The sequence below is a fragment of the Schumannella luteola genome (assembly GCF_013408685.1).
GTDB lineage: Bacteria > Actinomycetota > Actinomycetes > Actinomycetales > Microbacteriaceae > Schumannella > Schumannella luteola.
The window spans coordinates 1,006,322-1,032,491 of the sequence record NZ_JACBZY010000001.1 but is presented as its reverse complement, the minus strand read 5'-3'; the positions used below and the strand labels follow the sequence as shown (position 1 = coordinate 1,032,491).

Below are 26,170 nucleotides of genomic sequence, written 5' to 3'. Positions count from 1 at the left end.
TCGGTGTCATCGGGCCGCTTCTCGGCGTCGTCGCGATCTCGGGGCGTACCCGGTCGCGCTCCCGCGCGAAGTCCGGGTTAATGGGGACACCTGCCCGTGTCGGAGTTCTGCTCACGCGGCTAGAGTTCGCAGGTAAAACGACATTCGGCGCATTCTGCACGCACCCCCACGCACCCACCCCACCGCGCCGGAGAGGGATCATGATGAGCGACAACCCTGCAGGCCCCTCGGGTCCGTCGTCGGACGACGACCTCTCCCCCGAGGATCGCCCCACCACCGCGCGGCTCCCGCAGCGCGACACCAGCACCCCCGCCGGCGCAGCCCCGCCGGTCTCCCCGTACGGCCAGCCCTCCGCCGGCCAGCCCGCGCCCCAGCAGCCGACCGGCCAGCAGCCGTCCGCTCCCCAGTACGGCCAGCCCGCGCAGCCGGGCGCCGAGCAGTGGTCGGTTCAGCAGAACCCGCAGCAGAGCTGGCAGGCTCCCGCCGCATCCACCCCGCAGCAGCCGTCCGCGCCCCAGTACGGGCAGCCGACCTACCCGCAGCAGACGGGGCAGCAGCCCGGCGTGCCGCAGTACGGACAGCCGACCGGCCAGCAGCCCTCCACCCCGCAGCCTTCCACCCCGCAGCCCTCGGCCGCACAGTACGGCCAGCAGAACGACCCGAACGCGGCGACCGCGCAGTACGGCCAGCAGACCGGATCGCAGCAGCCTTACGCGCAGCCGACCGGCGCCCAGCCGACGGCCTCGTACGGCCAGCCCGCCGCGCAGCAGCCGACCCCGCAGTATGGCCAGCAGCAGCAGGCCTACGCCACGGCGCCCGGCTCGACCGGCCAGCAGTTCGCCGGCGGCACCGGCGGCACCGGTGGCCCCGCGCAGCCGAACACGGCCTACGCCGGCGGCGGCCAGCCCGGCCAGCCGGCCCCGAAGAAGTCGGCCCGCAAGCTGATCATCGGCCTCGTGGCGGGCGGCGGCGCACTCGTGCTGCTGATCGTCGGCGGCATCGTCTTCTTCAGCATCGGCGCCGCCAACCACGCGCCGAGCGTCGCGGTCAGCGCCTTCCTCGACAAGCTCAAGGCCGGCCAGGCCAAGTCGGCTGTCGCCTCCCTGTCGCCGAAGCCGAGCGGCGATCTGACCCTGATCGATGACGCCGTCTACAAGAAGGGCGGCGGCCAGGTCACCGACTACACGATCAGCCGCACCAGCGGCACGTCGGTGACCGCTCGCGTCGAGTACAAGAACGGCACCAGCTCGAGCGAGACCTTCTCGGTCAAGTCGACCGGCAAGGATCTGTTCTGGGACAAGTACGCGGTCACCGGCGACTCACTGCCGACCATCCGCGCCACCTCCTCGGCCCCGGCTGCCCTGACCTTCAGCGTCAACGGCAAGACGCTCAAGGCCAAGGACGCGTCGAAGGCGACGACGAGCTTCGAGTTCGTCGCCCTGCCCGGCACCTACGAGTTCGACTACTCGGGCAAAGGCTCCGACCAGTTCAGCTGGGAGACCGGATCGGTCGAGGTCGCCGGGCTCAGCGAGAGCACCGTCGACAGCTCCGACCTATCGGCGAAGCTCGCCGTCGAGCTGAGCGACTCGGGCAAGGAAGCCGCCAACAAGGCGATCGACGCCTTCGTGCAGACCTGCTTCGACCAGAAGGTGCTGGCGCCGACCGGCGGCTGCGGCTTCAAGATCAACGGCACGCCCGGCATCACCTACTCGAACATCCGCTGGTCGGTCACGACCCGTCCCGATCCGAACTTCGGCGCGTGGGACGGCAAGGGATTCAGCGTGGTCAGCCTGTTCGACGGGCACTACCACGTCGAGGCCGACGCCTCGAACGGCTCCGCCTCGGGCACCTCGACGGGCGACGTGCGCTCGGTCAGCCTGCTCGGCCAGATCGTGCTGCAGGACGACGGCTCGCTGAAGTACGAGTCGAAGCAGATCTGACGCCGCGATCATCCGATCGACCGGATGCGCTCTTCCCGCTCAGGGAGGGGCGCATCCGTCGTTCAGGGTCGACTCGACCCGGCGGGAATCTATGCATACGCATCGGAGTTGACACCGGCATGACCGACCCGACGCACCCCGAGACGGCTCGCGCCGACCGCCTCGCCGCCGACACCGCGATGGGCGCCGTCACCCTCGACGTCGCCGACCTCGACGCGATGACCGCGTATTACCGCGACGCCGTCGGCCTCGACGTGATCCACGCGATCGGCGACCGCGTCGCACTCGGGCGCGGTGCGAAGACGCTGCTCAGGCTGCACCACTCCCCCGACCTCAAGCACGCCGGGCCCCGCGAAGCCGGACTCTTCCACACGGCCTTCCTCTTCGACTCGAAGGCCGCCCTCGCCGCCGCCGTCTACGGGGTCGCGCAGCGGCATCCCGACACCTTCCGCGGCTCGAGCGATCACCTCGTGAGCAACGCCTTCTACTTCGACGACCCCGAGGGCAACGGCGTCGAGCTCTACTGGGATCGCGACCGCAGCGAGTGGAGCTGGGCTCACGGCCGCGTCGAGATGAACACGCTCTTCCTCGACCCGAACCGCTTCCTGCAGCAGAACCTCACCGAGGAGGGCCTCGCCGGCCCCGGCCAGGGGGATGCCGAGATCGGCCACGTGCACCTCTCCGTCGGATCGATCGCTCCGGCGCGCGAGTTCTACGTCGACCGGCTCGGCTTCGACACGACGGCCGAGATCGGCGACACGGCCCTGTTCGTCAGCGCGGGCGGCTACCACCACCACATGGCCATGAACGTGTGGAACAGCAAGGGCGCCGGCCGCCGCCAGCCGACCCTCGGCCTCGGGCAGGTCGACATCGTGCTGCCCGGCGCCGACGCGGTCGGCGAGCTGAGTGAGCGGATGCGGCACTACGGCATCGACGCGCGCGACGACGGCCGCACGGTCAGCTTCGACGACCCGTGGGCGAACACGATCCGCGTGCTCGCGACGTCGGAAGCGGAGACGCAGGCCGACGCGGCGACCAGCGGCACGCCGACGCGGCCGTAGGGTCGCCGGCGATCCCGGCTCAGCGCAGCCGAGGGATGCGGTGAGGGTGCGCTGAGATCGACGCGGCCCACTGGCGCGCCGCGGGCGACAGTGCGTAGCGTGCGGAGCAGCGGCTCCCCGCTCGGCGGGAGCCGCATCCTGACGCGAAGGAGCCCCCGATGAGCATGATGACCGACATGATGCAGTCGATGTCGAAGTCCGACATGGCGATGGACATGGACATGACCGCGATGCAGGAGTGCATGGAGGCGTGTTCGGCCGCGGCGATGGCCGCGACCATGTGCTCCGACGCCGACCTGGGCGACGGCATGGCGCGCTGCTCGTCGATGTGCGCGAACATGGCCGACGTCGCGACCACGATGATGCGGATGATGATGCGCCCGATGGGCATGGACATGTCCGCGATGAAGGCCATGATGGGCGCCTGCATGGCGATGGGCGAGGCCTGCGCCGCCGAGTGCCGATCGCACTCCGAGATGGCCGAGCACTGCCGCATCTGCATGATGGCCTGCGAGGCCATGGTGGCGAGCTGCTCGAAGATGATGGCGTCGATGGCCTGAGCCGCGGCATCCGACCGCCGCGCTGAGACCGAGGCTGAGGCCGAGCTCAGCTCCGCGCGACGCCCCTGCCTCCTCGGCGGGGCGTCGCGCGGGCTATGCCGCGCGGGCCGGGTAGCGCACGCCGACCACGGCGACCAGCTCGGCAACGGGGTGGAAGGCGATCGGCTCGCCGATCGTCGGAACCACCGCGGTGCTCAGCGTCGTGAGCCCGCCGTCGAGCGCGGCCACCACAACCGAACCCGCCCGGGACTCCACGACGATCCCGTCGCGCCAGGCGCTGGGAGACGCGTTCGCCACCATCTGCTGGATCGGCAGAACACCGGTCACGCTGCTGGGGGTCATCGCGTCCTCCTTCTCGGGATGCGACTCCGGGATCGGAGTCGAGATCAACTGGTGCGAGCGACACTAGGCGGGCTCGCGCAGGCGCGCATCCCGTCGCGTCACACGGCGAAACCGGGCGTCACACGCCGTTCTCCGGCCCCGTGTCAGACGGATGAGGCACCATGGTCGCGTGCCGACTCGACGCCGCGCCGCCCATCCCTCCTCCCGTTCCGCCCGAGGCTCCGCCGCCCGCCGCTTCGCGGGCATCGCGGCCGCGGCGACGGCCGTGGCACTGGTGCTGTCGGGATGCGGCATCGCTGCTCCGCGCTTCGAGATGCTCGCCTTCCAGCCCGACTACGCCGATGTCGACCTGATCGATCAGAGCGCCGACGGCATCCAGATGCTGGGCGTGCAGGGCGCGCACCTCACGGAGGGCGGCGCCGGGGTCGAGAAGCTGAGCAAGGCCGTGCTGAAGCAACGCGATCGGGCGAAGAAGCTCGGCATCCCCGCGCAGCTGCTCGTCATCAACTCGCGGCCCGGGCAGGGCTTCAGCCGATCGCTCGCCGAGCAGATGCTGACCTCGAAGAAGAACCGCGAGACGGTCGCCCGCGAGCTCGCGGACGAGGTCGACGCGGGCGGCTGGGATGGCGGCATCATGCTCGACATCGAGTCGATCGACGGCGACCTGGCCGACGACTTCGTCGAGTTCGCCGCCGACCTGCGCGAGGCGGTCGGGCCGGAGGTGCGGCTGGATGCGGCGATCGCCACCGCGTCGAGCAAGGCCGGCTACCGCGATCGCGGCTTCGATGTCGAGCAGCTCGCGAAGAGCCTCGACCACCTCACGCTCATGGCCTACGACCTGCACGGGCCGTGGGCGCCGAACGACCCCGGCCCGGTCGGCGACCTGCCCTGGCAGCGCAAGACGCTCGACGCGCTGCTCAAGCTCGTCGACCCGCAGCAGGTGCAGCTCGGCGTCGCCGGCTACGGCTACCGCTGGGGCGGACCGGTCGGCGCGAAGGCCGTGAGCGTGGCGCAGGCGCGGCGCTACGTCGCCGAAGCCGGCGCCGTCGCGACCTTCGACGAGAAGCTCGGCGAGTGGACGGCGACGCTGCCCGACGGCACCGTCATGTGGTGGTCGGACTCGCGCTCGATAGCCCAGCGCGTGAAGCTCGCGCAGGATCGCGACCTGCACGGGGTGGCGGTCTGGTCGCTCGCGGTCTCCGACCCGATCGTGCCCGTCGCCGACTCCTCCGACTCCGAAGACTGACCATGGATCGGATGCGCGCGTGACGCGACTGTGGGCGGCGCTGCTCGCGCCGGTGATCGTGCCGCAGGGGCGACGGCTGAGCGCGGCGACGCCTCGGCTCGCGGCGCCGACGACGGAACCGGATGCCGCCGCCCTCGCCGATCCGCGACTCGAGGTGCTCGTGCTCGGCGACTCGACGGCGATCGGCACCGGAGTGGACCGGGTCGAGGATGCGCCGGCGGCGGCTCTCGCACGGGAGCTCGGGATCGGTGCTGTGCTCGCCCTCGGGCGCAACGGCGCCACGGCGGCCGAGGTGCGCGCCGAGTTCCTCGACCGTGCGGCGGCGAGCACCGCATCCATCGTCGTCGTGGTCGTCGGCTGGAACGACGCGATGAAGCTGCGATCGACGCGCGCCTTCGCCCGCGACCTCACGACGATCGTGCGCACCCTGCAGGCGCATCGGCTCGGGCGCCGCGTGTTCGTCGTCGCGCCGCCGCACTTCGAGCGCTTCGCGGTGCTGCCGCAGCCGCTGCGCTTCGCCCTCGGCGCGCACGCCGCCGGACTGCGCCGCGCCGCCGGGCGTGTGTGCCGGCAGTGGGGCGCCCGACTCGCGCCCGGCATCGACGGCGCCAGCGCATCCACCGCCGACCGCTTCCACCCGGATGCCGCCGGTTACACCCGCCTCGCTCAGAGCGTCGCCGCCGTGCTGCGCGACTGAGCAGCCCGGTCGTCGCCGCGCGATCCTGTCACCCCGCGAGCGCCGGTAGGATGGCCGCATCCCCTCCCCTGAACTGACGGAGTGATCTGTGCCCACCATCGTCGTCGAGGTCATGCCCAAGGCGGAGCTGCTCGACCCGGCCGGCAAGGCCGTCGCCACCACCCTCGGCAAGCAGGGTCGCAGCCACTTCAGCGGCGTGCGCATCGGCAAGCGCTTCGAGCTCACCGTCGACGAGGTCACGGATGCCGTGCTCGCCGAAGCCCGCGAGCTGGCCGACGAGCTGCTGAGCAACGGCGTCATCGAAGACGTCGTCAGCGTGCGGGTCGCGGAGTAACCGCCGTGCGCATCGGTGTCGTCACCTTCCCCGGCTCGCTCGACGACCGGGATGCGCAGCGCGCCGTGCGTCTGGCCGGCGCCGAGCCGGTCGCGCTCTGGCACGGCTCTCACGACCTCGACGGCGTCGAGGCGATCGTGCTGCCCGGCGGCTTCAGCTACGGCGACTACCTGCGCTGCGGTGCGATCGCCGCGCAGTCGCCGATCATGACCGAGGTCGTCGCCGCCGCGAACAAGGGCCTGCCGGTGCTCGGCATCTGCAACGGCTTCCAGATCCTGGTGGAGTCGCACCTGCTGCCCGGCGGACTCATCCGCAACGACCACGGCGACTTCGTCTGCCGCGACCAGCGCCTGCGCGTCGAGAACGCCGACACCGCCTGGACGAACGCGTTCAGCGCCGGTGACGAGATCACCATCCCGCTCAAGAACGGCGAGGGCGGCTTCATCGCCGACGCCGAGACGCTGAACCGCCTCGAGGGCGAGGGCCAGGTCGCGTTCCGCTACCTGGAGAAGAACCCGAACGGCTCGCTCAACGACATCGCCGGGCTCACGAACGCGCGCGGCAACGTCGTCGGCCTCATGCCGCACCCCGAGCACGCCGTCGAGGCGGGCTTCGGACCGGACACGGATGCGGCCATGCGCTCCGGCATCGACGGTCTGAAGTTCTTCACGTCGATCCTCGAGAGCACGCTCGCCCGGGCCTAGCGCTCGCGCGCCTCGGCGTCCGCCTGCACGTGGACGGGGTCGGGCAGCGGGATCGCCTGCGTGAAGCTCAGCCCGCGCCTCTCGGCGTCGGCTGAGCCCGTGAACAGGCCGCCCGTGTCGGCCGGGGGCTCGCGGCGGCGGGCCGGCGCGGCATCCACCATCTCGACCCGCTGACGCGGCAGCCCGGCGGGCTCGCTGTGCCGCACCCACTCCACGAGCTGCTCGCGCACGTAGCAGCGCAGGTCGAAGAGGTCTCCGGCGTTCTTCGCCGAGACGAGGATGCGCACGTGCACCTGGCCGCCCACGGCATCCGTGACCTGCAGCACCTTCGTGCGGCGGTCCCAGAGCTCGGTGCGGCTGAGCACGAAGTCGAGCTCGTCGCGCATGGCCGTCGGGCTCACGCCCCAGTCGAGGTCGAACTCGACCGCGCCGAGCAGGTCGCTGCTGTGCCGAGTCCAGTTCTCGAAGGGCGTGGTCGTGAAGTAGGTGCTCGGCAGCACGAGTCGGCGGTCGTCCCAGAGGTGCACGACGACGTAGCTCAGCGTGATCTCCTCGATGCGGCCCCACTGCGTCTCGACCACGACGACGTCATCGACGCGGATCGCATCCGAGAACGCCAGCTGCACGCCCGCGAAGAGATTGGCCAACGTCGACTGCGCGGCGAGGCCCGCGACGACGCTGACCAGCCCGGCCGAGGCGAGCAGACTGCCGCCGAGCGCCTCGACGCCGGGGAAGGTCAGCAGGATCGCGCCGACCGCGATCACGACGAGCACGACCATCGAGATGCGGCGCAGCAACAGCACCTGGGTGCGGATGCGGCGGGCGACCCGGTTGTCCTCCACGTCGGTGGGGTAGCGCGCGAGCACCCCGCCGAGCGCCGCGGACACCGCTCCGGCGATCAGCCAGGCGGTCGCCGCGATCACGAGGATCTTCGCGCCGTGCTCGAGGCGCGGCAGCCACGTGCGCTCAGGCAACGCGACCTCGACGGCCGACCACAGGAGGATCACGAGCAGCAGCACCCGGAACGGTCGGCGGATGCGGCGCAGCGCGGTCGGCTCCCACTGGCGGCGCTTCGCGAGCAGGCGCACCGGCAGGGTCACGACGACCGTGATGATGAGCGCCACGACGATCGCGACGGCGACCGCGATCGCGAAGGCCGGCCACGACGGCACCGGGATGAGCGGGGCGGCGGCGGGCATGGCGGCGGACTGAGCGGATGCGGATGCGGATACGGCGAGCACGGGGTGCGTCACGGGTGGGACCTCCTTCGGCGACCCGTGTTCGGCGACAGGCCGCCGCATCCACGCTAGGAAGCTCCGCCCCGCGCCCGCAGGCGGTTCAGCACCTACGGAGGGGACGCCCACGTTCGGCCGCATCGTCTCCGCGAGAGTACGCAGTTTGTCGTCGCCCGAGCTGGTCCGGCCCCGCAAAGCACGTACTTTCGCGGAGAAGCCAGCGGGAGAACGCGGAAGCGGCCCGCCCCCGGTCGGGGACGGGCCGCTTCGCGTGCGGGGTGAGGCGAGGTTACCGCTCGACCGCGGCGCGGCGACGGCGGATGACCACCAGGGCCGCACCGGCCAGGAGCAGCGCCAGGGCGCCGATCATGCCGGCCGTGGCGTCGACACCCGTCGCGGCGAGGCCGCGCGAGCCCGAGGCGGTCGCGTTCGACGAGCCGGAGCCGGTCGAGCCCGTGCCGCCGTTGCCGGCGCCCGGGGTGCCGGGGTCGGCCGCGGCCAGGACGGTGAAGGCCGTCCAGCCGAGCACGTTGCCCTGCGCATCCTGAACCGCGATGCGGTGGTCACCGGCGGGGGCGTCGGTCGGGATCGTCACCGAGATGGTGCCGTCCGGCGCCACCTGCTGCCAGCCGCCCAGGGCGACCGGGGTCGAGTGCAGCCAGGCCGAGACCCAGGTGCCGGCGAACTCGATGCCGACGTAGATCTTGATCGTCGCGCCCGGCTTCGCCGAGGTGATGTCGATCGTGATCTTGCCCTGCAGGTCGATCGTCAGCTTGCTGTCGTCGGCGCCCACCGGGGGCGTCGTCGGCTCGGTCGGGTCGGTCGGCGGGATGACGACGGCCTGCTTGACCGTGACCGGCACCAGCACCTTCGTGCCGCTCTCCGTCGCGGTGAGCGTCACGAACTGGGCCCCGAAGACATCCTTCGGCACCGTGATCGTGGCCGTCGCGGCGCCCGCCGAGACCGGGAAGGTCTGCGGTGCGGCGGTCGAGCCGGCCCAGGTCGCGGTGAGCTCGGTGTTGACCGGGCTGCCCTGCGAGGTGAGGTCGAGCTGCGCGACGTTCACCGTGAACTGCGAGCCCTGCTCCTGCTCGCCCGTGGGCGTGCCGGTCAGAACCGCCGAGCGGCGGGCGAAGTCGGGCGAGACCGGCTTGTTCGCCGTCAGGTAGTCGATCCACGCGTCGCGGTCGACCAGACCCGAGTCACGTGCAGCCGAGCCCAGAGCCAGGGTGCGGAAGTTGTCTCCGCCCGAGGTCAGGAAGCTGAACGTGCCGATGCGGTAGGTCGCAGCCGGGTCGATCGCCTTGCCGTTCACGGTGATGCTCGTGATGTGCGAGCCGCGAGCCGCGTTCGGGTCGTAGGTGTAGGCGACGTTCTTCGACAGGCCCAGCTTCAGGAACGGACGCGAGGGAACCGTTCCGTCGGCGTTGGTCTGCCACTGCTCCTCGAGAACCGTCTTGAACTGGGCGCCGGTGAGCGACGTGGTCCAGAGGTTGTTCACGAAGGGCAGCACCGCGTTGGCCTGCTCGTAGGTCACGTCGCCCGCCGGGAGGTCGGCACGCAGGCCGCCGGGGTTGACGACGCCGATCTCGGCGCCGCCGCGGTCGGCCGACTTGAGGCTGGCCACGAGGGAGTCGGCGACCAGGTTGCCCAGGGTCGACTCGCTCGCGCGGTCGTCACGCGCACCACCCGAGAAGGCGGTCGTGATCGGAGCCGTGGTCTTGCCGATCACCTGGCTGCCGATGACCTTCGCGTCAGCGAGGGCCTTGTCGACGATCTTCTTGACGTCGGCGACGGCCGGGTACGCGCTCACCAGAGCGGCGTCGTCGGTCGTGACGCGGGCGACGTTCGCCGTGGTGTACGAGAGCACGCTCTTCGACTCCGGGTCGATCGTCAGAACCGTCTGGCCGATGTTCTCGCCGTAGCTGCCGGTCTGCAGAACCGGACGGGTCTTGCCCGCCTGGCCGGTGATCGGGGCATCCCACGCGTACTGCTTGTGCGTGTGACCCGTGAAGATCGCCGCCACCTTGGGGCTCGTCGCGGTCACGATCTTCGCGAAGGCGCCGCCCGAGGCGATCTCCTTCTCGATCGTGGCGCCCTCGGGGGTGCCGAAGCCGGCTCCCTCGTGGTACTCCGCGATCAGCACGTCGGCCTCGCCGTTGCTGAGGTCGCCGTCGGTGAGCTTCGTGGCGACGCGGTTGACCGCATCCACCGGGTCTCCGAACTCGAGACCCTCGATGCCGGCGGGCGACACCAGGGTGCCGGTCTCCTGCGTGACGGCGCCGATGACGGCGACCTTCAGGCCGTTGACCTCGATGACCTTGTACTCCGGCAGCGCCGGGGTCGTCGTGCCCTTCTCGTAGACGTTGGCACCCAGGTAGTCCCACTTGGCGGCGTTCTTCACGCGACCGGTGAGGTCGGCGTAGCCCTGGTCGAACTCGTGGTTGCCGACCGCGGAGGCCTGCAGTCCGAGCGCGTTGAGCACGTCGATCGTGGGCTGGTCCTGCTGCGACGCCGAGGCGAAGAGCGAGGCGCCGATGTTGTCGCCGTCGGAGAGGAAGAGCGAGTTGCCCGCCCCGGCCTCGGCCTTGAGCTTCTCGATCGTGCCGGCGAACTTGACCGTGTTGGCATCGATGCGACCGTGGAAGTCGTTGATGTTCAGCAGGTTGAGCTTCACCGGGGGAACGACCGTCTTCTCCACCGTGACGGGGATGGTGATGGTCGTGCCCGAGGGCTTCGCGACGATCGTGAGCGTGGATGCGCCCGTCACGTCCTTCGGCACCGTCACGGTCGGGGTGGCCGCGCCGTTGGCGACGGTCGCGGTCTGAACCGCGTCCTTCGAACCGGCGAAGCTGATCTCGAGCGAGGTGTTCGCGGGGCTGCCGAGCGAGGTCAGGTCGAGCGACGAGACGGTGAGCGGCAGCTTCGCGCCCTGCTGCAGGCTGCCGGCCGGGAGACCGGTGACCGCGGCGGAGCGACGCGCGAAGTCGGGCGAGACGGGGTTGTTCGCCTTCAGGTAGTCGATCCAGGCGTCGCGGTCGATCAGACCGGAGTCCTTGGTGTCCTTGCCGTTCGCGAACTCGCGGAAGTTGTCACCGCCGGCGAGCAGGAAGCTGAACGATCCGATGCGGTAGTTCGCCGCGGGGTCGTACGCCTTGCCGTCGATGGTGATGCTCGTGATGTGCGAGCCGCGGGCCGCGTTCGGGTCGTAGGTGTACGACACGTTCTTCGACAGACCGAGCTTGAGGAAGCTGCGCGAGGGCACCGTCCCGTCGGCGTTGGTCTGCCACTGCTGCTCGAGCGCCGCCTTGAACTGCGCACCCGTGAGGGTGGTCGTCCAGAGGTTGTTCACGAAGGGCAGCACCGCGTTGGCGTCGGCGTAGGTGATCGTGCCGGCCTTGGTGAAGTCCGCGCGCAGACCACCCGGGTTCACGACGCCGATGGTGGCGGCGCCGCGGTCGGCCGACTTGAGGCTCGACACGAGCGAGTCGGCGACCAGGTTGCCGAGCGTCGACTCGCTGCCGCGGTCGTCACGGGCGGCGGCGATGTAGGCCGTCGTGATGGGAGCGGTCGCGGCGCCGACCGGCTGGTTGCCGATCTCGGCGGCCTTGGCGAGCGCGGCATCCACGATCGTCTTGACCTGCGCGACGCGCGGGTAGGCGTTCACCAGGTCGGCGTCGGCCGTCGTGACGCGGGCGACGTTGCCGACCGAGTAGGTCGTCACCGACTTGGTGTCGGGGTCGATCGTCAGAACGGTCTGGCCGATGTTCTCGCCGTAGCTGCCCGTCTGGAGAACCGGACGGGTCTTGCCGGGCTGGCCGGTGATCGGGGCATCCCACGCGTACTGCTTGTGCGTGTGACCCGTGAAGATCGCGGCCACCTTGGGGCTCGTCTTCGTCACGATGTCGGCGAAGGCGCCGCCGGCGGCGATCTCCTTGTCGATCGTCGCGCCGTCGGGGGTGCCGAAGCCGGCGCCCTCGTGGTACTCGGCGATGACGACATCCGCCTCGCCGTTGGCGGCGTCACCATCGGTGAGCTGCGTCGCGACGCGGTTGACGGCCTCGACCGGGTCTCCGAAGTCGAGGTCCTTGATGCCGGTCGGGGTGACGAGGGCCGGGGTCTCCTGCGTGACCGCGCCGACGATGGCGACCTTGAGGCCGTTCACCGTCTGGATCGAGTACTCCTGCAGGGCCGGGGTCTTCGTGCCCTTCTTGTAGACGTTCGCGCCGAGGTAGTCCCACTTGGCGTTCTTCGTGTCCTTGCCGATCACGCGATCGGTGAGGTCGCTGAAGCCGCCGTCGAATTCGTGGTTGCCCACCGCCGAGGCCGTGAGGCCCAGCGCGTTCAGCACGTCGATCGTGGGCTGGTCCTGCTGCGACGACGAGGCGAAGAGCGAGGCGCCGATGTTGTCGCCGTCGGAGAGGAACAGGGTGTTCGACTCGCCGGCATCCTTCTTCAGCTTCTCGATCGTGCCCGCGAACTTCACCGTGTTGGCATCGATGCGACCGTGGAAGTCGTTGATGTTCAGCAGGTTCAGCTTGATGGGCGCGGCCTTGAGCGACAGTCCGACGATGACCGGGTCGTGGTCGCTCGCGCGGTACTGGTCGGCCGTGTAGAAGTTCGTCGCGTTGTAGTTGTAGCGGCTGTACTCGTAGGCGATCGACTGGCCGGAGTTGATGTTCCAGATGTCGGTGCCCGTCACCGAGGCCTTGCCGGCCGCGTTGGTGAGGATGTGGTCGAGCGAGCCGCTCTGACCGCTGAACGAGTAGCTGTACTTGCCCGAGAGCGGTCCGAGGTCGGTGTAGCCGCCGTCGACGAGCGCCTGGATCGGGTCTTCCTTGCCGTAGGCGTTGAAGTCGCCGAGCAGGAACACGCGCTTGATGCTCGTGGCGCTCTGACGGTCGCTCGCGAACTGCAGCAGGGCCTTCGCCTGAGCGACGCGCGAGGCGTTCGAGGCGCCCTGTCCGTCGTTCTGGTCGGCGTCGGCGCCCGATCCCGAGCCCTTCGACTTGAAGTGGTTCACGATCGCGAGGAACGCGGTCGCGTCGCTCGCGCCCTTGACCTTGAAGCCCTGGGCGAGCGGCTGGCGGGCGTTCGTGAACGCGGCGCTGTCGGTCAGCACGACCGAGTCGCCGACCGTCTCGACGCTGGCCTTCTTGTAGATGAAGGCGGTGCGGATGACGTCCTGCGAGCCGAGGGCCGGCAGCTTGTCGGCGGCGGGCGAGGGGACGTAGGCCCACTCATCCGTGCCGGCGGCCGCGTTGAGCGCGTCGGTCAGGGTCTTGAGCGCGAAGTCGCGGTCCTTGCCGAACTTGACCGAGTTCTCGATCTCCTCGAGCGAGACGACGTCGGCGGTCAGCTTGTTGATCGCGGTGACGATCTTGTCCTGCTGACGCTTCAGGTTCGCCGCGTCCCAGGCGCCGCGGGGGCCGGAGTCGCCGCAGCTGTTCACGGTGACCTTGTTGCCCGCGCGGTCGGTGTAGGCCGAGTTGCAGCCCGCGACCGAGTCGCCCGTGGTGGGGAAGTAGTTGAGCACGTTGAAGCTCGAGATGCGCAGGTCGCCGTTGAGGGTCTTCGGCGCCGGGGTCAGCACGTTCGAGAACGTGGCCGGGGCCGTGCCGGCGGCGGTGAGCTGCGTGGTCGGCTGGAACTTCCAGGTGTTGTTGCGCCAGTCGAAGATCACCGGGGAGGTGAAGGTCGCCGCGGCGCCCACGCTGATGTGGTTGTCCTTGGTCAGGTACGGCAGCGGGATGTCCTTGTTGCCGCCGTTGCCGCTCGCGAGGAAGTTGATGCTCGCGCCGTCGTCGAGGGTCACGCCGCGCTTCGCGTTGTCCGCGACCGCCGCCGTGTACTCGGCGGTGCCGGGGCGTGCGATCTCGGTCGGGGTGATGAGCGGGGTCGTGCCCGACGCCAGGCCGATCTCGGCGTACTGGTTGGTCGAGTAGGTGTTGCTGACCGTGAAGTCGCCCTGCGGCAGCACGAGCATGCTCTCGAGCGACTCGCGCTGGTCGTCGGTGGCCGGGAAGCCGACCTTCGCCGGCGTGACCGGAGCGGTCGCGGCGCCGAGGTTCTTCAGGCCGGCCGCGCTCGAGACGGTGATCTCGGTGAGCGAGCGGCTGTCGGTCGAGCCCTTGAACTCGCTGACGGCGCCGGTGACCTGCACGAGGTCGCCGATCTTCACGCTGCCGACGGTCGAGGCCGAGTAGATGTAGATCGCATCCGAGGCCTTGTGGGTGGCGAGGTCGACGTCGCCGCCGGTGCCCTCCGTCTGGATGGTGTAGCCGTTGAATCCGCCGGTCGCGTACGTCGCGGTGACGACGCCCTGCGTGGTGACCGTCTGGCCGGCGAGCGGCGAGGTGTCGGTCGTGCCCTGGATGTCCTTGATCGCGGTGACCGTGCCCGGGTCGGTCGGGGTGCCCGTGCCGGGGTCGGTCGGGGTGCCCGTGCCGGGGTCAGTCGGGGTGCCGGTGCCCGGGTCGGTCGGGGTCGTGCCCGACTTCTGCGGGGTCGGGGTGCCCTGGTTCGTGATGTCGGCCGAGTTGACGTCGGTGTCCTTGTGGGCCGCGTCGCGGTTCAGCGAGTTCGGCACGCCGTTCGCGCCGTCGACCGCGACAACCGATCCCTCGAAGGTGTTCGAGGCGCCGTAGCCGATGAGGTCGGCGACCTGCGGGTTGCCGGTGACCGAGCCGGTCGGCAGGGTCAGCGCCGCCGTGGTCTTGGCGAGCCAGATGGTGCCGGTCGTGCCGCTGGCATTGAATCCGCCGCCCTGCTGGTCGGAGCCCGCGAGGTCAGCGCCGGTCGTGCCGTTGCCCGTGAACTGGACCAGGAAGTAGTCCTTCGGGGCGATCGTGCCGTCGAGCGCGAAGTTCGCGCTCGGGGCGCCGGCGCCCGTGGCCGAGCGGTACTGCAGCGACCATCCGGTGAGGTTCACCGCACTGTCACCGCTGTTGTACAGCTCGACGAACTTCTTGCTGAAGGGGGCGTTGGCGCTGCCGCCCTTCAGGTAGGCCTCGTTGATGACGACACCCGTGCCGTCAGTGCTGGCGAGGGCGGGCGACGCAGTGAGGGCCGCGGAAGCGACGAGTGCGGCGCCGAGAGCGGCTGCGACCGCACCTCTCAGCACACCGGCACGGCTCGAGGGCATGACTCTCCTTGGGAGGATTCGGGGATTCCTGAGTAGAAAGCCAGAGTCCCCCATCCGGGGGGTGAACGAAAGGGTTACGACAGGTGTCGTCGAGGAATCCGCACGGTCGGACTACCCCCGCATGGGGGATACGCGACATCTGTCGCGCGCGTGTCGTGCCGCGGGGTGCCGTGCGGGGTTCACCCGGCGGGGGTTGCGCGGGGCGCGAGAGCGTGATCCGGGTCGCGCGGCGGAGGCGACGGTGCGGCCGCCGAGTCGGTGCGGCCGCGTCGCCGCCGAGTCGTCGACGCCTACCCGTCGATCCCCGGGAAGATCAGCCGCAGCAGCGCCGTCACGAGCGCCGCGCTCACCACGATCACCGGGAACGGCGCCTTGACGATGGCCAGCGCGCCGGCGACCGCGACGCCGATCGGACGCGCCCATCCCGCGAACTGCCCCGCCTCGAACACCGCGCTCGTCACGGTCAGCGCCGACAGCAGCACGATCGCACCGTCGTCGAGCAGGTCGTCGACGAAGCGCGGCAGCCGCACCCGCCCGTGCACGGCCGGCCCGACGATCCGGAAGGCGTAGGTGCCGACGGCCAGGATGAGGATCGGCAGCAGCAGCGCCGTCGCGCTCATCGCAGACCTCCCGCCGGGCCGAAGGGATGCGCATCCCCCAGCTCGTCGAGGCCGCCGCCCGACCCCGGCCCGCCGCCCGCGGAGCGACGCCCGCCCGGCCCGTCGGGTCCGTCGCCGCCGCGCCGCCGCCACCGTGAGCGCAGCACCACGACGAGCGCGAGCAGCGAGATCAGCACGGGCACGCCGGCCGGCAGGAACGGCGTCGCCCCGACTGCGAGCACGGCGCCGACCGCGGCGGCGATGCGCAGCGCCGCATCCTTCAGCGCGGGCACGACGAGCGCGATCAGCACGGCCGGGAACGCGGCGTCGAGTCCGAGCACGTTCGTGTCGCCGACGATCGTCCCGAGCAGCGCGCCGAGGGCGACCGCGACGTTCCAGGCGAAGAACAGGGCCACGCCGCTGACCCAGAACAGCGCCCGGCGGCGCGCGGGATCGTCGGAGCTCAATGTGAACGCGGTCGACTCGTCGGTGATGATCTGCGCGCCGAGCAGGCGACGCCACCAGCCGGGGCCCAGCGCATCCGCCGCCGCGAAGCCGAAGGCCAGCAGCCGGGCGTTGAGCACGAGCCCCGCCGCGACGGCCGCGGCCGGGTCGCCGCCGGCGAGCAGGATGCCGAGGGCCGCGAACTGCGATCCGCCGGCGAAGACGAGCAGCGACATGGCGATCGGGACCCACACCGGCATCCCGCCGCCGACCGCGATCGCGCCGAACGAGAGCCCCACGATCGCGTCGGCCACGACGACGAGCCCGATGTCCTGCAGGGCGCGCCGATCGAGCAGCCCGATCATCGCCCGCACGCCCCGCGCACCTCGCGCACCCGAGCCCGCCTCGCTCGCGCCGCTCTCGCCCATCCCGCGATCCTCCCAGCCCGGCCCTCCCCCGCGCGCGATCCACCCCCGCGCCCCTGGCTCCCCGTGCTCCCCTGGTCTCGCCTGTCCGCGGGGTGGCCAAAAGCAGCACGCCTGCGCGGCGTGTCGCGTGCACTTTCTGGCCACCCAGGACGAGCCCCCGTCGAGGGTGGCCAAAAGCAGCACGCCTCCGCGGCGTGTCGTGTGCTGCTTTTGGCCACCCCCCGCACAGGGCTGTGGATGATCAACGACGCGGCGAGCGCGACACGAGCACTCTGGGCCGATGAATGCGCTTCGTGACCTCGATCCGGCGTTCACCGTGCGCGCCGGGCGCGATGCAGGGCTCAGCCGGCGCACGCTGTACGGAACCAGCGTGGACCGCCCGCACCAGGGCATCCGCGGCACCCTCTGGCGCGACATCGACGCCGCCCGCGATCTGCTCCCCGCGCTCAGAGACGGCGATCGGCTGAGCCACTCCACGGCGGCTCGCCTCTGGCCGCTGCCGCTTCCGCGCGACCTCGAGAGCGAGCAGTCCCCCGTCCACGTCTCTGGCCCCAAAGACGCCAATCGTCTGAGGCGCCCCGGCGTGATCGGACATCGCACCGTGCACACGACCTCGATCGAGAGGAACGGGTTTCTGCTGAGCGACCCTGCCCGTCTCTTCCTCGAGCTCGCTTCCGAATTGTCGGTCGCCGATCTCGTCGCTGTCGGCGACCAGCTGGTGCGAGAACCGCCGATCGGCGATCCGCTCGATCCTCGGCCCTGGCTGCCCATGCACGACCTCCACGAGGCGGTGCGTCGTGCGCGCACGCCTCGAGCCGAGAAGGCGCGCCGTGCAGTGGCCCTGGTGCGCGAGGGCAGCGACTCCCGACGAGAGACACAGTTGCGTCTCGCAGTCGTCGCGGCCGGGTTGCCCGAGCCCGAGCTGAACACCATGGTGCTCGACCGACGTGGCGACGAGATCGGACGCTTCGATCTCCGGTGGCGGCGATTCCGCGTGCTCGCCGAGTACGACGGAGATCAGCATCGCACCGACCCCGTGCAATATGACCGCGACATCTCGCGCTTCGATCGGGCGACGATGGCCGGCGAACGAGTCCTGCGATTCCGAGCACGCCACCTGCGATCGGGCGGCGGGCAGGCGGTGCACACCATCTCCGAGGCGCTGGCCGAGCGCGGCTATCGCGGTCGGGCCTGACGAGCGGACCGACCGCATCCCGCCCCCTCGCTGATCAGCGGGTGGCCACGAACGACACGCATCTGCGGCGTGTCGCGTGCAGTTCTTGGCCACCCTCGTCTCCCCGCGAGCCGGGGTGGCCAGGAACCGCACGCCATGACGGCGTGTCTCGTGCACTTCGTGGCCACCCTCGGGCTTCGCGGGGCCACCCAGGGCGGGCGCCGCGCGGCCGGAGGGCGCGTGCGCGCGACGGTAGGATGGGCGGGTCCGCGCAGGCGGGCGCCTCCCCTTGCGAAACGGAGCCTCGTCGCGTGTCCGACACCTCGACCGCCCCCGCCATCCCCGCCCCCGATTCGGTCGAGAACGCACTCGCGACGCCCGACAAGGAGCAGCCCTACGGCGCGCTCGGGCTGAAGGATGACGAGTACCAGCGCATCCGCGAGATCCTCGGCCGCCGCCCCACGAGCGGCGAGCTGGCGATGTACTCCGTCATGTGGAGCGAGCACTGCTCCTACAAGTCGTCGAAGGTCTGGCTGCGCCAGTTCGGCCAGAAGGTCAGCGACGACATGAAGAAGAACCTCATGGTCGGCATGGGCGAGAACGCCGGCGTGCTCGACATCGGCGAGGGCTGGGCGGTCACCTTCAAGATCGAGAGCCACAACCACCCGAGCTACGTGGAGCCCTTCCAGGGCGCCGCGACCGGCGTCGGCGGCATCGTGCGCGACATCATCTCGATGGGCGCACGGCCGGTGGCGGTCATGGATGCGCTGCGCTTCGGCGCCGCCGACCACCCCGACACGCACCGGGTGCTGCCCGGCGTCGTGAGCGGCATCAGCTTCTACGGCAACTGCCTCGGCCTGCCGAACATCGGCGGCGAGACCTGGTTCGACCCGATCTACCAGGCGAACCCGCTCGTCAACGCCCTCGCGGTGGGCGTGCTCAAGCACGAGGACCTGCACCTGGCGAACGCCCGCGGCGTCGGCAACAAGGTCGTGCTGTTCGGCGCGCGCACCGGCGGCGACGGCATCGGCGGCGCCTCCATCCTCGCCTCCGACACCTTCACCGAGGGCGGCCCGACGAAGCGCCCGGCCGTGCAGGTCGGCGACCCCTTCGCCGAGAAGGTGCTCATCGAGTGCTGCCTCGAGCTGTTCCAGGGCGGGCTGGTCGAGGGCATCCAGGATCTCGGCGCCGCCGGCATATCGTGCGCCACCAGCGAGCTGGCGTCGAACGGCGACGGCGGCATGCGCATCTCGCTCGACGACGTGCTGCTGCGCGACCCCTCGCTCACGGCCGAGGAGATCCTCATGTCGGAGAGCCAGGAGCGCATGATGGCGGTCGTCTCCCCCGACAAGCTCGAGGGTTTCCTCGCGGTGACGAGCAAGTGGGATGTCGAGACCAGCGTGCTCGGCGAGGTCACCGACACGGGCCGCCTGATCATCGACTGGCGCGGCGAGGTCATCGTGGATGTCGACCCGCGCACCGTCGCGGTCGACGGCCCGGTCTACGAGCGCCCGATCGTCTACCCGAAGTGGCTCGACGACGTGAACGCCGACAGCGCATCCGTTCTCGACCGCCCGACCGAGGGTCCGGCGATCAAGGCGCAGGTGCTGCAGCTGCTCGGCAGCGCGAACCTCGGCGACAAGAGCTTCATCACGAGCCAGTACGACAAGTACGTGCTCGGCAACACGGCCCTCAGCTACCCCGACGACGGCGGCATGGTTCGCGTCGACGAGGAGTCGGGTCTCGGCTTCGCCGTGGCGACGGATGCGAACGGCCGCTACTGCTACCTCGACCCCTACCAGGGTGCGCAGCTGGCCCTCGCGGAGGCGTACCGCAACGTCGCCGTGACCGGCGCGACCCCCGTCGGCGTCTCGGACTGCCTCAACTTCGGCAGCCCCGAGAACCCCGAGGTCATGTGGCAGTTCTCGAAGGCCGTCGAGGGCCTCGCGGACGGCTGCCTCGAGATGGGCATCCCGGTCACCGGCGGCAACGTCAGCTTCTACAACCAGACCGGCGACGTGCCGATCCACCCGACGCCGGTCGTCGCGGTGCTCGGCACGATCGACGATGTCGCACGCCGCGTGCCCTCGGGCTGGCAGGACTCGGGCGACAACCTGTACCTGCTCGGCACCACCGCGCTCGAGCTCGACGGCTCGGCCTGGGCCGGCAGCATCCACGACCACCTCGGCGGACGCCCGCCGAAGGTCGACCTGACCCGCGAGAAGGAGCTCGGCGAGCTGCTCGCCGCGGCCGCGCACGAGGGCCTGTTCAACGCGGCCCACGACCTCGCCGACGGCGGCCTCGCGATCGCGCTGGCCGAGGGCGTGCTGCGCTTCGGCGTCGGCGCCCGCGTGTTCCTCGACGAGCTCATCGCCCGTGACGGCGTGGATGCGGCGACCGCCCTGTTCAGCGAGTCGACCGCCCGGGTGCTGGTCGCCGTGCCGCGCGAGGAGGACGTGAAGTTCACCCGCCTGTGCGAGGGCCGCGGCTTCCCGGTCGCGCGCATCGGCGTGACGGATGCCGGCGCCGGTCGCGGCGAGGGCGAGCTCGAGGTGCAGGGCCTGTTCACCGCGTCGGTGAGCGAGCTGCACGACGCGTGGAAGAGCGTGGCGGCGACCTTCGCCTGAGCGACGCGCCCGCGCACTGACCGCGCGACGCCGAAGAGGCCCGGAACCGTCTGACGGTTCCGGGCCTCTCGCGTACGGCTGGGTGGTGACGGGTCAGGCCTTGGGGTCGAGCTCGTCGGCGGCGGCGCCGAGGTGCTCCGAGAGCCCGACGAAGGCGCGGTGCACGGCGTCGTAGTCGGCGGGCGCGACGGCGGCCGAGAAGGCGTCGGCGTAGGTCTGGCCGTTCCGCTTGACGAGGTCGCGGCCCGCATCCGTCAGCTCGAGCAGGAAGCTGCGGCGGTCAGTGGGGTTGTTGGTGCGCTGCATGAACCCGGCGGCCTCGTTGCGGTCGACCAGGCTGGTCATGGCGCCGGTGGTGAGGCCGAGGTACTCGGCGACCTTCTTGGGCGTGACGTCGTCGTTGCCGCCGACGTAGAACAGAGCGCGCACGTCGGTGGTCGTGATGCCGGCGCTGGCGGCGAGGTTGCCGACGAGCTTCGCGTTCTTCGAGCGCAGCACGACGAAGGCGTTCATGACGTCGGCGATAGTCGCCTCCCCCACCGCGTGCAGCTGAGGGGCATCGCCCGGCGTCTCTTCGATCGCATATGCGTCGGTCACGATATGTCCTTTCCTTGCGCGGAGGGCTGGCGGGTGGATGCGCGACGCCTGTCGGCGATCGAGCGAGCGAGCCTGGTGACGGCCTCGCTGCGTCAACTGTTGCACAGGAGAACCCCGTGATCCCAATGCCCAAAACGTATTGGCCCCCTCACTGGGGACATTGCTTATCTATCCGACTGTCTAACCATCCGATAACTTGATGATCGTACTACTCGACCGGGGGAATAACGGACGAGCAGAACACTGGGGGATCGAGCCGCCGAACGGATCGAACCCATTCCCGGCCCGACATAGACCATCTGGAGATCACGAACCATGTCCCGTCACATCGCCCGTCCCACCCGCCGCGCCGCCAAGCTGGCCGCGTGGATCGCCGTTCCGGCCGCCGTGCTCATCTCGGGCGCCGCCGTCGCCGGCGGCTCGTACTCGGCCTTCTCGGCCACGACCTCGAACCCGACCAACAACTGGTCGGCCGGCACCGTCGCCCTCACCGACGACGACGCGAACGTCGCCATGTTCAACACCACCGCGGCGAGCGCCGGCAACCTGAAGCCCGGCTCGACCGGCACCAAGTGCATCCTCGTCACCTCGACCGGCTCGCTGCCCTCGGTCGTCAAGCTCTACGGCTCCTCGGCCGCCACGACCAACGCGCTGTCGAGCTACATCGACCTCACCATCACGCAGGGCTCCGGCGCCACCAGCTCGAGCTGCACCGGCTTCACGCCGCTCGCCTCGGGCTCGGCCGTCTACTCGGGCACGCTCGCCAACTTCGGCAGCAGCTACTCGAGCTACGCCAACGGCATCACCAGCTGGACCACCACGGGCGCCGCCTCGGAGACCCGCGCCTACCAGTTCACCTACACCGTGCAGTCGACCGCGCCGAACTCGGCGCAGGGCGGCACCGCCGCTCTCGGCTTCACGTGGGAGGCCCAGAACAGCTGACCGCTGTTCTGATCTGCTTCGGCGGGATCTGGGGGGATTCCCTGCCGAACCGCCGACCATCTCGCCCGGTCCCTCGTAGAGGGAGATCGACGGGCCGGGCGAGAAGGCCGGCAGCACCACCAGCACCACCGCACGGCCCCGCTCCTCGAGCGAGTGGGGAGGTCCGGATGCCGCCTCACCCACGACCCGGATGTGCAGCTCCCGGTTCCCGCGGCAACTCAGCCGCCGCGGGAACCGGGCCACGACTCGCCGGAAGAACCCCGGCCCGCCGCCCGCAGCGCATCCGCCGGGCCGCCGCCGCAGCCCCGGCCCTCAGAACCACGGTCACCCGAACGACCAGCCGCACCACCCGCCCGCAGCACCGCCCGAGCACCCGAGGACATCATGACCAGCGCACCGAGCACCGCGACCTCCACGGTCGCCGAGGTGCTCGCGCCGGTCACCGGGTCGATCGAGCAGGTCGTGGCGCGCGTCGCCCGCCGCGAGATCGCCTGGGGCGACTGGGCCCGACTCGTCTTCGCGACGCTCGCCCGCACGCTGCTCTTCAGCATCATCGGCGCCCTGCTCTGGACCGCCCTGCCCACCGCCTTCGGCTGGACCAGCACCACCGTCATGAGCAACTCGATGGCGCCGCGCTTCTTCGCCGGCGACGTGATCGTCTCGATGCCGGCCGCGAAGGCCGACCTGGTTCCCGGCCGCGTCATCCTCGTCGACGACCCCGACCACGAGGGCCGCCTGCGCATGCACCGCCTCGAGCGCGTCGAAGACGGCAAGTACTTCACCAAGGGCGACGCCAACCCCGAGGCCGACTCGAGCCCCGTGACGCTCGCGCACATCCACGGCATCGCCGTGCTGCGCGCTCCGCTCGTCGCGCTGCCGATCGTCTGGACCGCCGAGCACCGGTGGATGCTGGATGCCGCCGCCGCCATCGGCCTCGCCTCGCTCGTCATCCTCGCCGGCACCGACCGCCACCTGCGCCGCCGCCGCGACGAGAACGACGTGCCGATCAGTCGCCCGCGCCGTCGCAACCGCGGCCGCACCGCGCGCCTCGGCGTCGGCGTCGCCGCCCTGCTGACCACGAGCGCGATGCTCGTCGCCGGTCAGGCCCACTCGGCCTTCGCCTCGACCGGCGCGAGCAACGCCGCCAACGGCTTCGCCGCCCAGGCGCTCGGCAACGACTGGTGCGCGGGCACGACCGGCGTGACCGCTCCGCTCGACTCGCCCACCTTCTCGTGGCGCTTCAACGAGGGCGGCGGCACCGTCGCGGGCGACACCACCGCCAACGCGCGCACAGGCACCTTCTCGACGAGCGGCGTCGCCCGCGTGGCCGGCGCGTGCTCGGCGGGCGGCAGCTACATCACGCTCAACGGCTCGGGCAGCGTCAACCCGACGAGCGCGACCGCCACGGCGACCCCGAACACGTACAGCATCGAGGCCTGGTTCAACGCGCCGACGAACTCGACCGGCGGGCGCATCATCGGCTACGGCAACTCGCAGACCGGCACCTCGGGCAGCTACGACCGCCACGTCTACATGAACAGCCTCGGCCAGCTCACCTTCGGCGTGTACAGCGGCGGCTACAAGACCGCCACCAGCCTGCTCTCCTATAAGGACGGCGCCTGGCACCACATGGTCGCCGTCATGGACGGCACGACCGGCGGCGCCGGCACGGGCATGAAGCTCTACGTCGACGGCACCCTCGTCGCGTCGCTCGCGCAGGCCACCTCGGAGGGCACGACGGGCTTCTGGCGCGTCGGCGCCGACAACATCGGCGGCTGGCCGCTCGCGACCACGCCCGGCGGATTCGTCGGCTCGATCGACAACGCGGCCGTCTACTCGACCGCGTTGACGCAGGCGCAGGTCACCGCGCATAAGAACGCCGGCCGCTGAACCGCGGCAGCGCATCCACCTCAACTGCACAGACCCCGGCGCCGCGGACCCAGCTGCGGCGCCGGACCTCAGCCCCGGTTCCCGGCGCGCCTCACCTCAGCCAGAGGCGCGCCGGGTTCCGGGCCCGGGATGCGCGGCGGCCTGCACGCGCCGCGCATCCCCCACACGCTCACACCGACCTCAACTCAACAGACCACCGCTCCGACCGCCCTCCAGACGGGCGGAGCGGGACGATGACGGCGCTCGGCTTCGGGTCCGATCGTCGTCGTCAGACAGCCGGACCGGGGCACCGGTGACGCTGTCATCGACGGACACCGGGGACACCCGGAACGCCGTCACCCGCGTCGCCGTACCCCCGGTGTCGCGCGCGGAGTCCTCCTCCGCACGGTGGTCCCGAGCATTTCGGGCGCTCGGGACCACCGCACACTCTCAGGTCGCGTCGCGGATCGAGCTCGGCTCTCCGCGTCGCTCGCTTCGACCCCGATTCGAGTCCGGTCCGGCTCCAGTTCGAGCCCGGCCGACCGCGCTGGCCGGCCAGACCCGAGGGGATCAGTCCCGGCGTCCGGCGGATGCCCAGCGCGAGCCGCGTGTCACCAGGAGGCCGCCGACGAGCAGCGCGATCGCGACCAGCAGGCCGAGCAGCGCATCGGAGCCGGTGCTGGCGAGCGCGTGCGGGTCGGCGCCACGACGCGGCGGGGTCGACGGCGCCGTCGTGGATTCGGCATCCACTCCGCTGCTCGGCGAGGGGCTGGGCGCGGTCGTCTCCTCGGCATCGACGCTCGGCGTGACGCTGGGCGACGGCGACGGACCGGTCGAGGGCTCCTCCGAGGGCTCCTCCGACGGCTCCTCCGACGGCTCCTCCGAGGGGCCCTCGGAGGGCCCCGTCGACGGCGATGCGCTCGGTGACGGCGATCCGCTCACGCCCGGCGACGGGCTGGCCGAGGGGCCGGTTCCCGCGGCCCGCACGATCGTGATCGTGTGGATGCGCGAGGTGAGGCCGTCTTCCGCGGTCGTCGTGACCGTCACGACCGTGCGCCCGGTCGGCAGCTCGATCGCGGCGAAGACGAAGCGACCGGACACCAGCGGACGTCCGTCGAGCTCGATCGAGGCCTTCGCGGCCGGATCGAGCGTCTCGGCCGCGATCCAGGTCGTCGAGTTCCAGTTCGGCAGCTCGAGCTCGTAGTCGAGCACGTCGGCGTCGAAGTCGGGAGTCATTCCGCTCGGCAGCACCACGAGCGCCCCGAGGCGGGTGTCGTCGGAGGCGAGACGCTCGACGGTGACGCGATAGGTCGCCGTCGTCACCCCGTCGGCGGCGGTGACCGTGACCGGCAGCACCTTAGTCCCGAGCGGGAGCTTGAAGTACTGCCAGTTCGTGCTGCCGTCGGCGCGCCCGGCGATATCCACCGTGGCTGCTCCATCGGCGGCGACGGCCTCGAGCACGAGCTCGGAGACGCCCGGCGCGAGCTCGACGCGGTACTCGGTCGTCGCGGGCGCGAAACCCGGGCTGAGAACGGCGCCGCCGGCCTCGTGCAGGGCGAGCGTCGCCAGCGCGGCGTTCGAGGAGAGTGCGGCGGCCGGGACGGCGGCCGCACTCGGGGCCGGGGCAGCCGGAACCGCGGAAGCGGCCGGGACCTCGCGCGCGGCGGAGTCGTCGGCGGCCGGGCCGGATGCGGTCGGCGCCGACGGCGTCGAGGCCGGGGCCGGGTTCGGTGCGGCGGGATCGCCGGCGGGCGAAGCCGGCACCGCGGCGTCCGGAGCCGGAGCCGGAGCAGGGATCGGGGGTGCGATCGGGCCGAAGGGGATCGGCGGAGCCGGCGGGACAGCCGGCGCGGGGACGCCGGTCGAGCCAGGATCAGCGGAGGCCGATCCGCCGGAGTCGGCGGCCGGGGCCTCGGTGCTGCTCGAGGATGCGACGCCCGTGGTCGCATCCGGCGAGGGATTCAGCGCATCGGCGGAAGCCGATGACGGCGCCACGACGAGGGCCGCGACGATCGCGGTCACGGCGCCGAGGGCAGGCAGAACGGGGGACGGTCGTCGGGTCGACCGCGGTGTGGGGGTCACGCGCGCAACATAGCCGACGCGCGCTCAACTCACAGCACCCCCAGAACGGGGGTGGACAGAACGCGGCTCCGGGCTCGCCCCGAGCCCGATCGCGGAACGCAGAAGCGCCCCGGCGATCACTCACCGGGGCGCTTCGGGATGGATG

The 26,170-nt window shown here is 71.1% G+C and carries 18 protein-coding genes; 11 read left to right on the top strand and 7 right to left on the bottom strand.

All coding sequences use genetic code 11. The annotated features are described in order from the left end of the window. Positions 1-203: 203 nt before the first annotated feature. The 3 genes from BJ979_RS04560 (at position 204) to BJ979_RS04550 (ending at position 3,561) form a co-directional block, all read left to right on the top strand. On the top strand, positions 204-1,940 hold the full coding sequence (locus BJ979_RS04560) for a hypothetical protein (RefSeq protein ID WP_179565625.1): 1,737 nt from the start codon (positions 204-206) through the stop codon (positions 1,938-1,940). Between the two features lie 119 nt (positions 1,941-2,059). After that, positions 2,060-3,001: a VOC family protein gene (locus BJ979_RS04555; protein ID WP_246286687.1), complete on the top strand. Its 942-nt coding sequence runs from the start codon at positions 2,060-2,062 to the stop codon at positions 2,999-3,001. Positions 3,002-3,159: 158 nt separating this feature from the next. Then, positions 3,160-3,561, top strand: coding sequence for a four-helix bundle copper-binding protein (locus BJ979_RS04550; RefSeq protein ID WP_246286686.1), 402 nt, complete (start codon positions 3,160-3,162; stop codon positions 3,559-3,561). A 93-nt stretch (positions 3,562-3,654) separates the two neighbouring features. On the opposite strand, the gene BJ979_RS04545 is transcribed toward BJ979_RS04550, so the two are convergent. Beyond that, entirely contained in the window at positions 3,655-3,903 is a 249-nt protein-coding gene (locus BJ979_RS04545) for a nuclease (protein WP_179565622.1), read from the bottom strand. 169 nt (positions 3,904-4,072) lie between these two features. On the opposite strand from BJ979_RS04545, the gene BJ979_RS18060 reads away from it, so the two are divergent. The 4 genes from BJ979_RS18060 (at position 4,073) to purQ (ending at position 6,884) form a co-directional block, all read left to right on the top strand. Continuing rightward, entirely contained in the window at positions 4,073-5,149 is a 1,077-nt protein-coding gene (locus BJ979_RS18060; RefSeq protein WP_179565620.1) for a glycosyl hydrolase family 18 protein, read from the top strand. Positions 5,150-5,168: 19 nt separating this feature from the next. Next, complete coding sequence (locus BJ979_RS04535) at positions 5,169-5,846, top strand: GDSL-type esterase/lipase family protein (RefSeq protein ID WP_179565618.1); 678 nt, start codon at positions 5,169-5,171, stop codon at positions 5,844-5,846. Between the two features lie 88 nt (positions 5,847-5,934). After that, positions 5,935-6,180 carry a phosphoribosylformylglycinamidine synthase subunit PurS gene (locus BJ979_RS04530; RefSeq protein ID WP_141162142.1) on the top strand — a complete coding sequence of 82 codons (246 nt, stop codon included), beginning with the start codon at positions 5,935-5,937 and terminating at the stop codon, positions 6,178-6,180. A gap of 5 nt (positions 6,181-6,185) precedes the next feature. Then, positions 6,186-6,884, top strand: a complete 699-nt coding sequence (gene purQ / locus BJ979_RS04525) for a phosphoribosylformylglycinamidine synthase subunit PurQ (RefSeq protein WP_179565616.1) — start codon at positions 6,186-6,188, stop codon at positions 6,882-6,884. Here the strand turns inward: purQ and BJ979_RS04520 are convergent. The 4 genes from BJ979_RS04520 to BJ979_RS04505 form a co-directional block, all read right to left on the bottom strand. Next, a complete protein-coding gene (locus tag BJ979_RS04520) occupies positions 6,881-8,137 on the bottom strand; it encodes a mechanosensitive ion channel family protein (protein ID WP_343046596.1) in 1,257 nt (418 codons plus the stop codon). The genes purQ and BJ979_RS04520 overlap by 4 nt on opposite strands. 271 nt (positions 8,138-8,408) lie before the next feature. Continuing rightward, entirely contained in the window at positions 8,409-15,263 is a 6,855-nt protein-coding gene (locus BJ979_RS17510) for an ExeM/NucH family extracellular endonuclease (protein ID WP_246286684.1), read from the bottom strand. Between the two features lie 290 nt (positions 15,264-15,553). Next, positions 15,554-15,883: an AzlD domain-containing protein gene (locus BJ979_RS04510; protein ID WP_179565614.1), complete on the bottom strand. Its 330-nt coding sequence runs from the start codon at positions 15,881-15,883 to the stop codon at positions 15,554-15,556. After that, complete coding sequence (locus BJ979_RS04505; protein ID WP_218853433.1) at positions 15,880-16,734, bottom strand: AzlC family ABC transporter permease; 855 nt, start codon at positions 16,732-16,734, stop codon at positions 15,880-15,882. Before BJ979_RS04505 ends, BJ979_RS04510 begins: the two co-directional genes overlap by 4 nt. Before the next feature lie 316 nt (positions 16,735-17,050). On the opposite strand from BJ979_RS04505, the gene BJ979_RS04500 reads away from it, so the two are divergent. Then, entirely contained in the window at positions 17,051-17,929 is an 879-nt protein-coding gene (locus tag BJ979_RS04500; protein WP_179565613.1) for a hypothetical protein, read from the top strand. Positions 17,930-18,165: 236 nt separating this feature from the next. After that, positions 18,166-20,535: a phosphoribosylformylglycinamidine synthase subunit PurL gene (purL, locus tag BJ979_RS04495; protein WP_179565612.1), complete on the top strand. Its 2,370-nt coding sequence runs from the start codon at positions 18,166-18,168 to the stop codon at positions 20,533-20,535. 93 nt (positions 20,536-20,628) lie between these two features. On the opposite strand, the gene BJ979_RS04490 is transcribed toward purL, so the two are convergent. After that, positions 20,629-21,132, bottom strand: a complete 504-nt coding sequence (locus tag BJ979_RS04490; RefSeq protein WP_179565610.1) for a MarR family winged helix-turn-helix transcriptional regulator — start codon at positions 21,130-21,132, stop codon at positions 20,629-20,631. A gap of 315 nt (positions 21,133-21,447) precedes the next feature. Between BJ979_RS04490 and BJ979_RS04485 the strand changes: the two genes are divergently transcribed. Together BJ979_RS04485 and BJ979_RS04480 are read left to right on the top strand one after the other, a co-directional pair. Then, the gene (locus tag BJ979_RS04485; protein WP_218853432.1) at positions 21,448-22,074 is read left to right on the top strand and encodes a M73 family metallopeptidase; all 627 of its coding nucleotides are present in this window, start codon (positions 21,448-21,450) and stop codon (positions 22,072-22,074) included. A 384-nt stretch (positions 22,075-22,458) separates the two neighbouring features. After that, the gene (locus BJ979_RS04480) at positions 22,459-23,964 is read left to right on the top strand and encodes a LamG-like jellyroll fold domain-containing protein (RefSeq protein WP_179565608.1); all 1,506 of its coding nucleotides are present in this window, start codon (positions 22,459-22,461) and stop codon (positions 23,962-23,964) included. A gap of 549 nt (positions 23,965-24,513) precedes the next feature. Here the strand turns inward: BJ979_RS04480 and BJ979_RS04475 are convergent. Continuing rightward, positions 24,514-25,965, bottom strand: coding sequence for a cadherin-like beta sandwich domain-containing protein (locus BJ979_RS04475; RefSeq protein ID WP_179565606.1), 1,452 nt, complete (start codon positions 25,963-25,965; stop codon positions 24,514-24,516). Between the last annotated feature and the right edge of the window lie 205 nt (positions 25,966-26,170).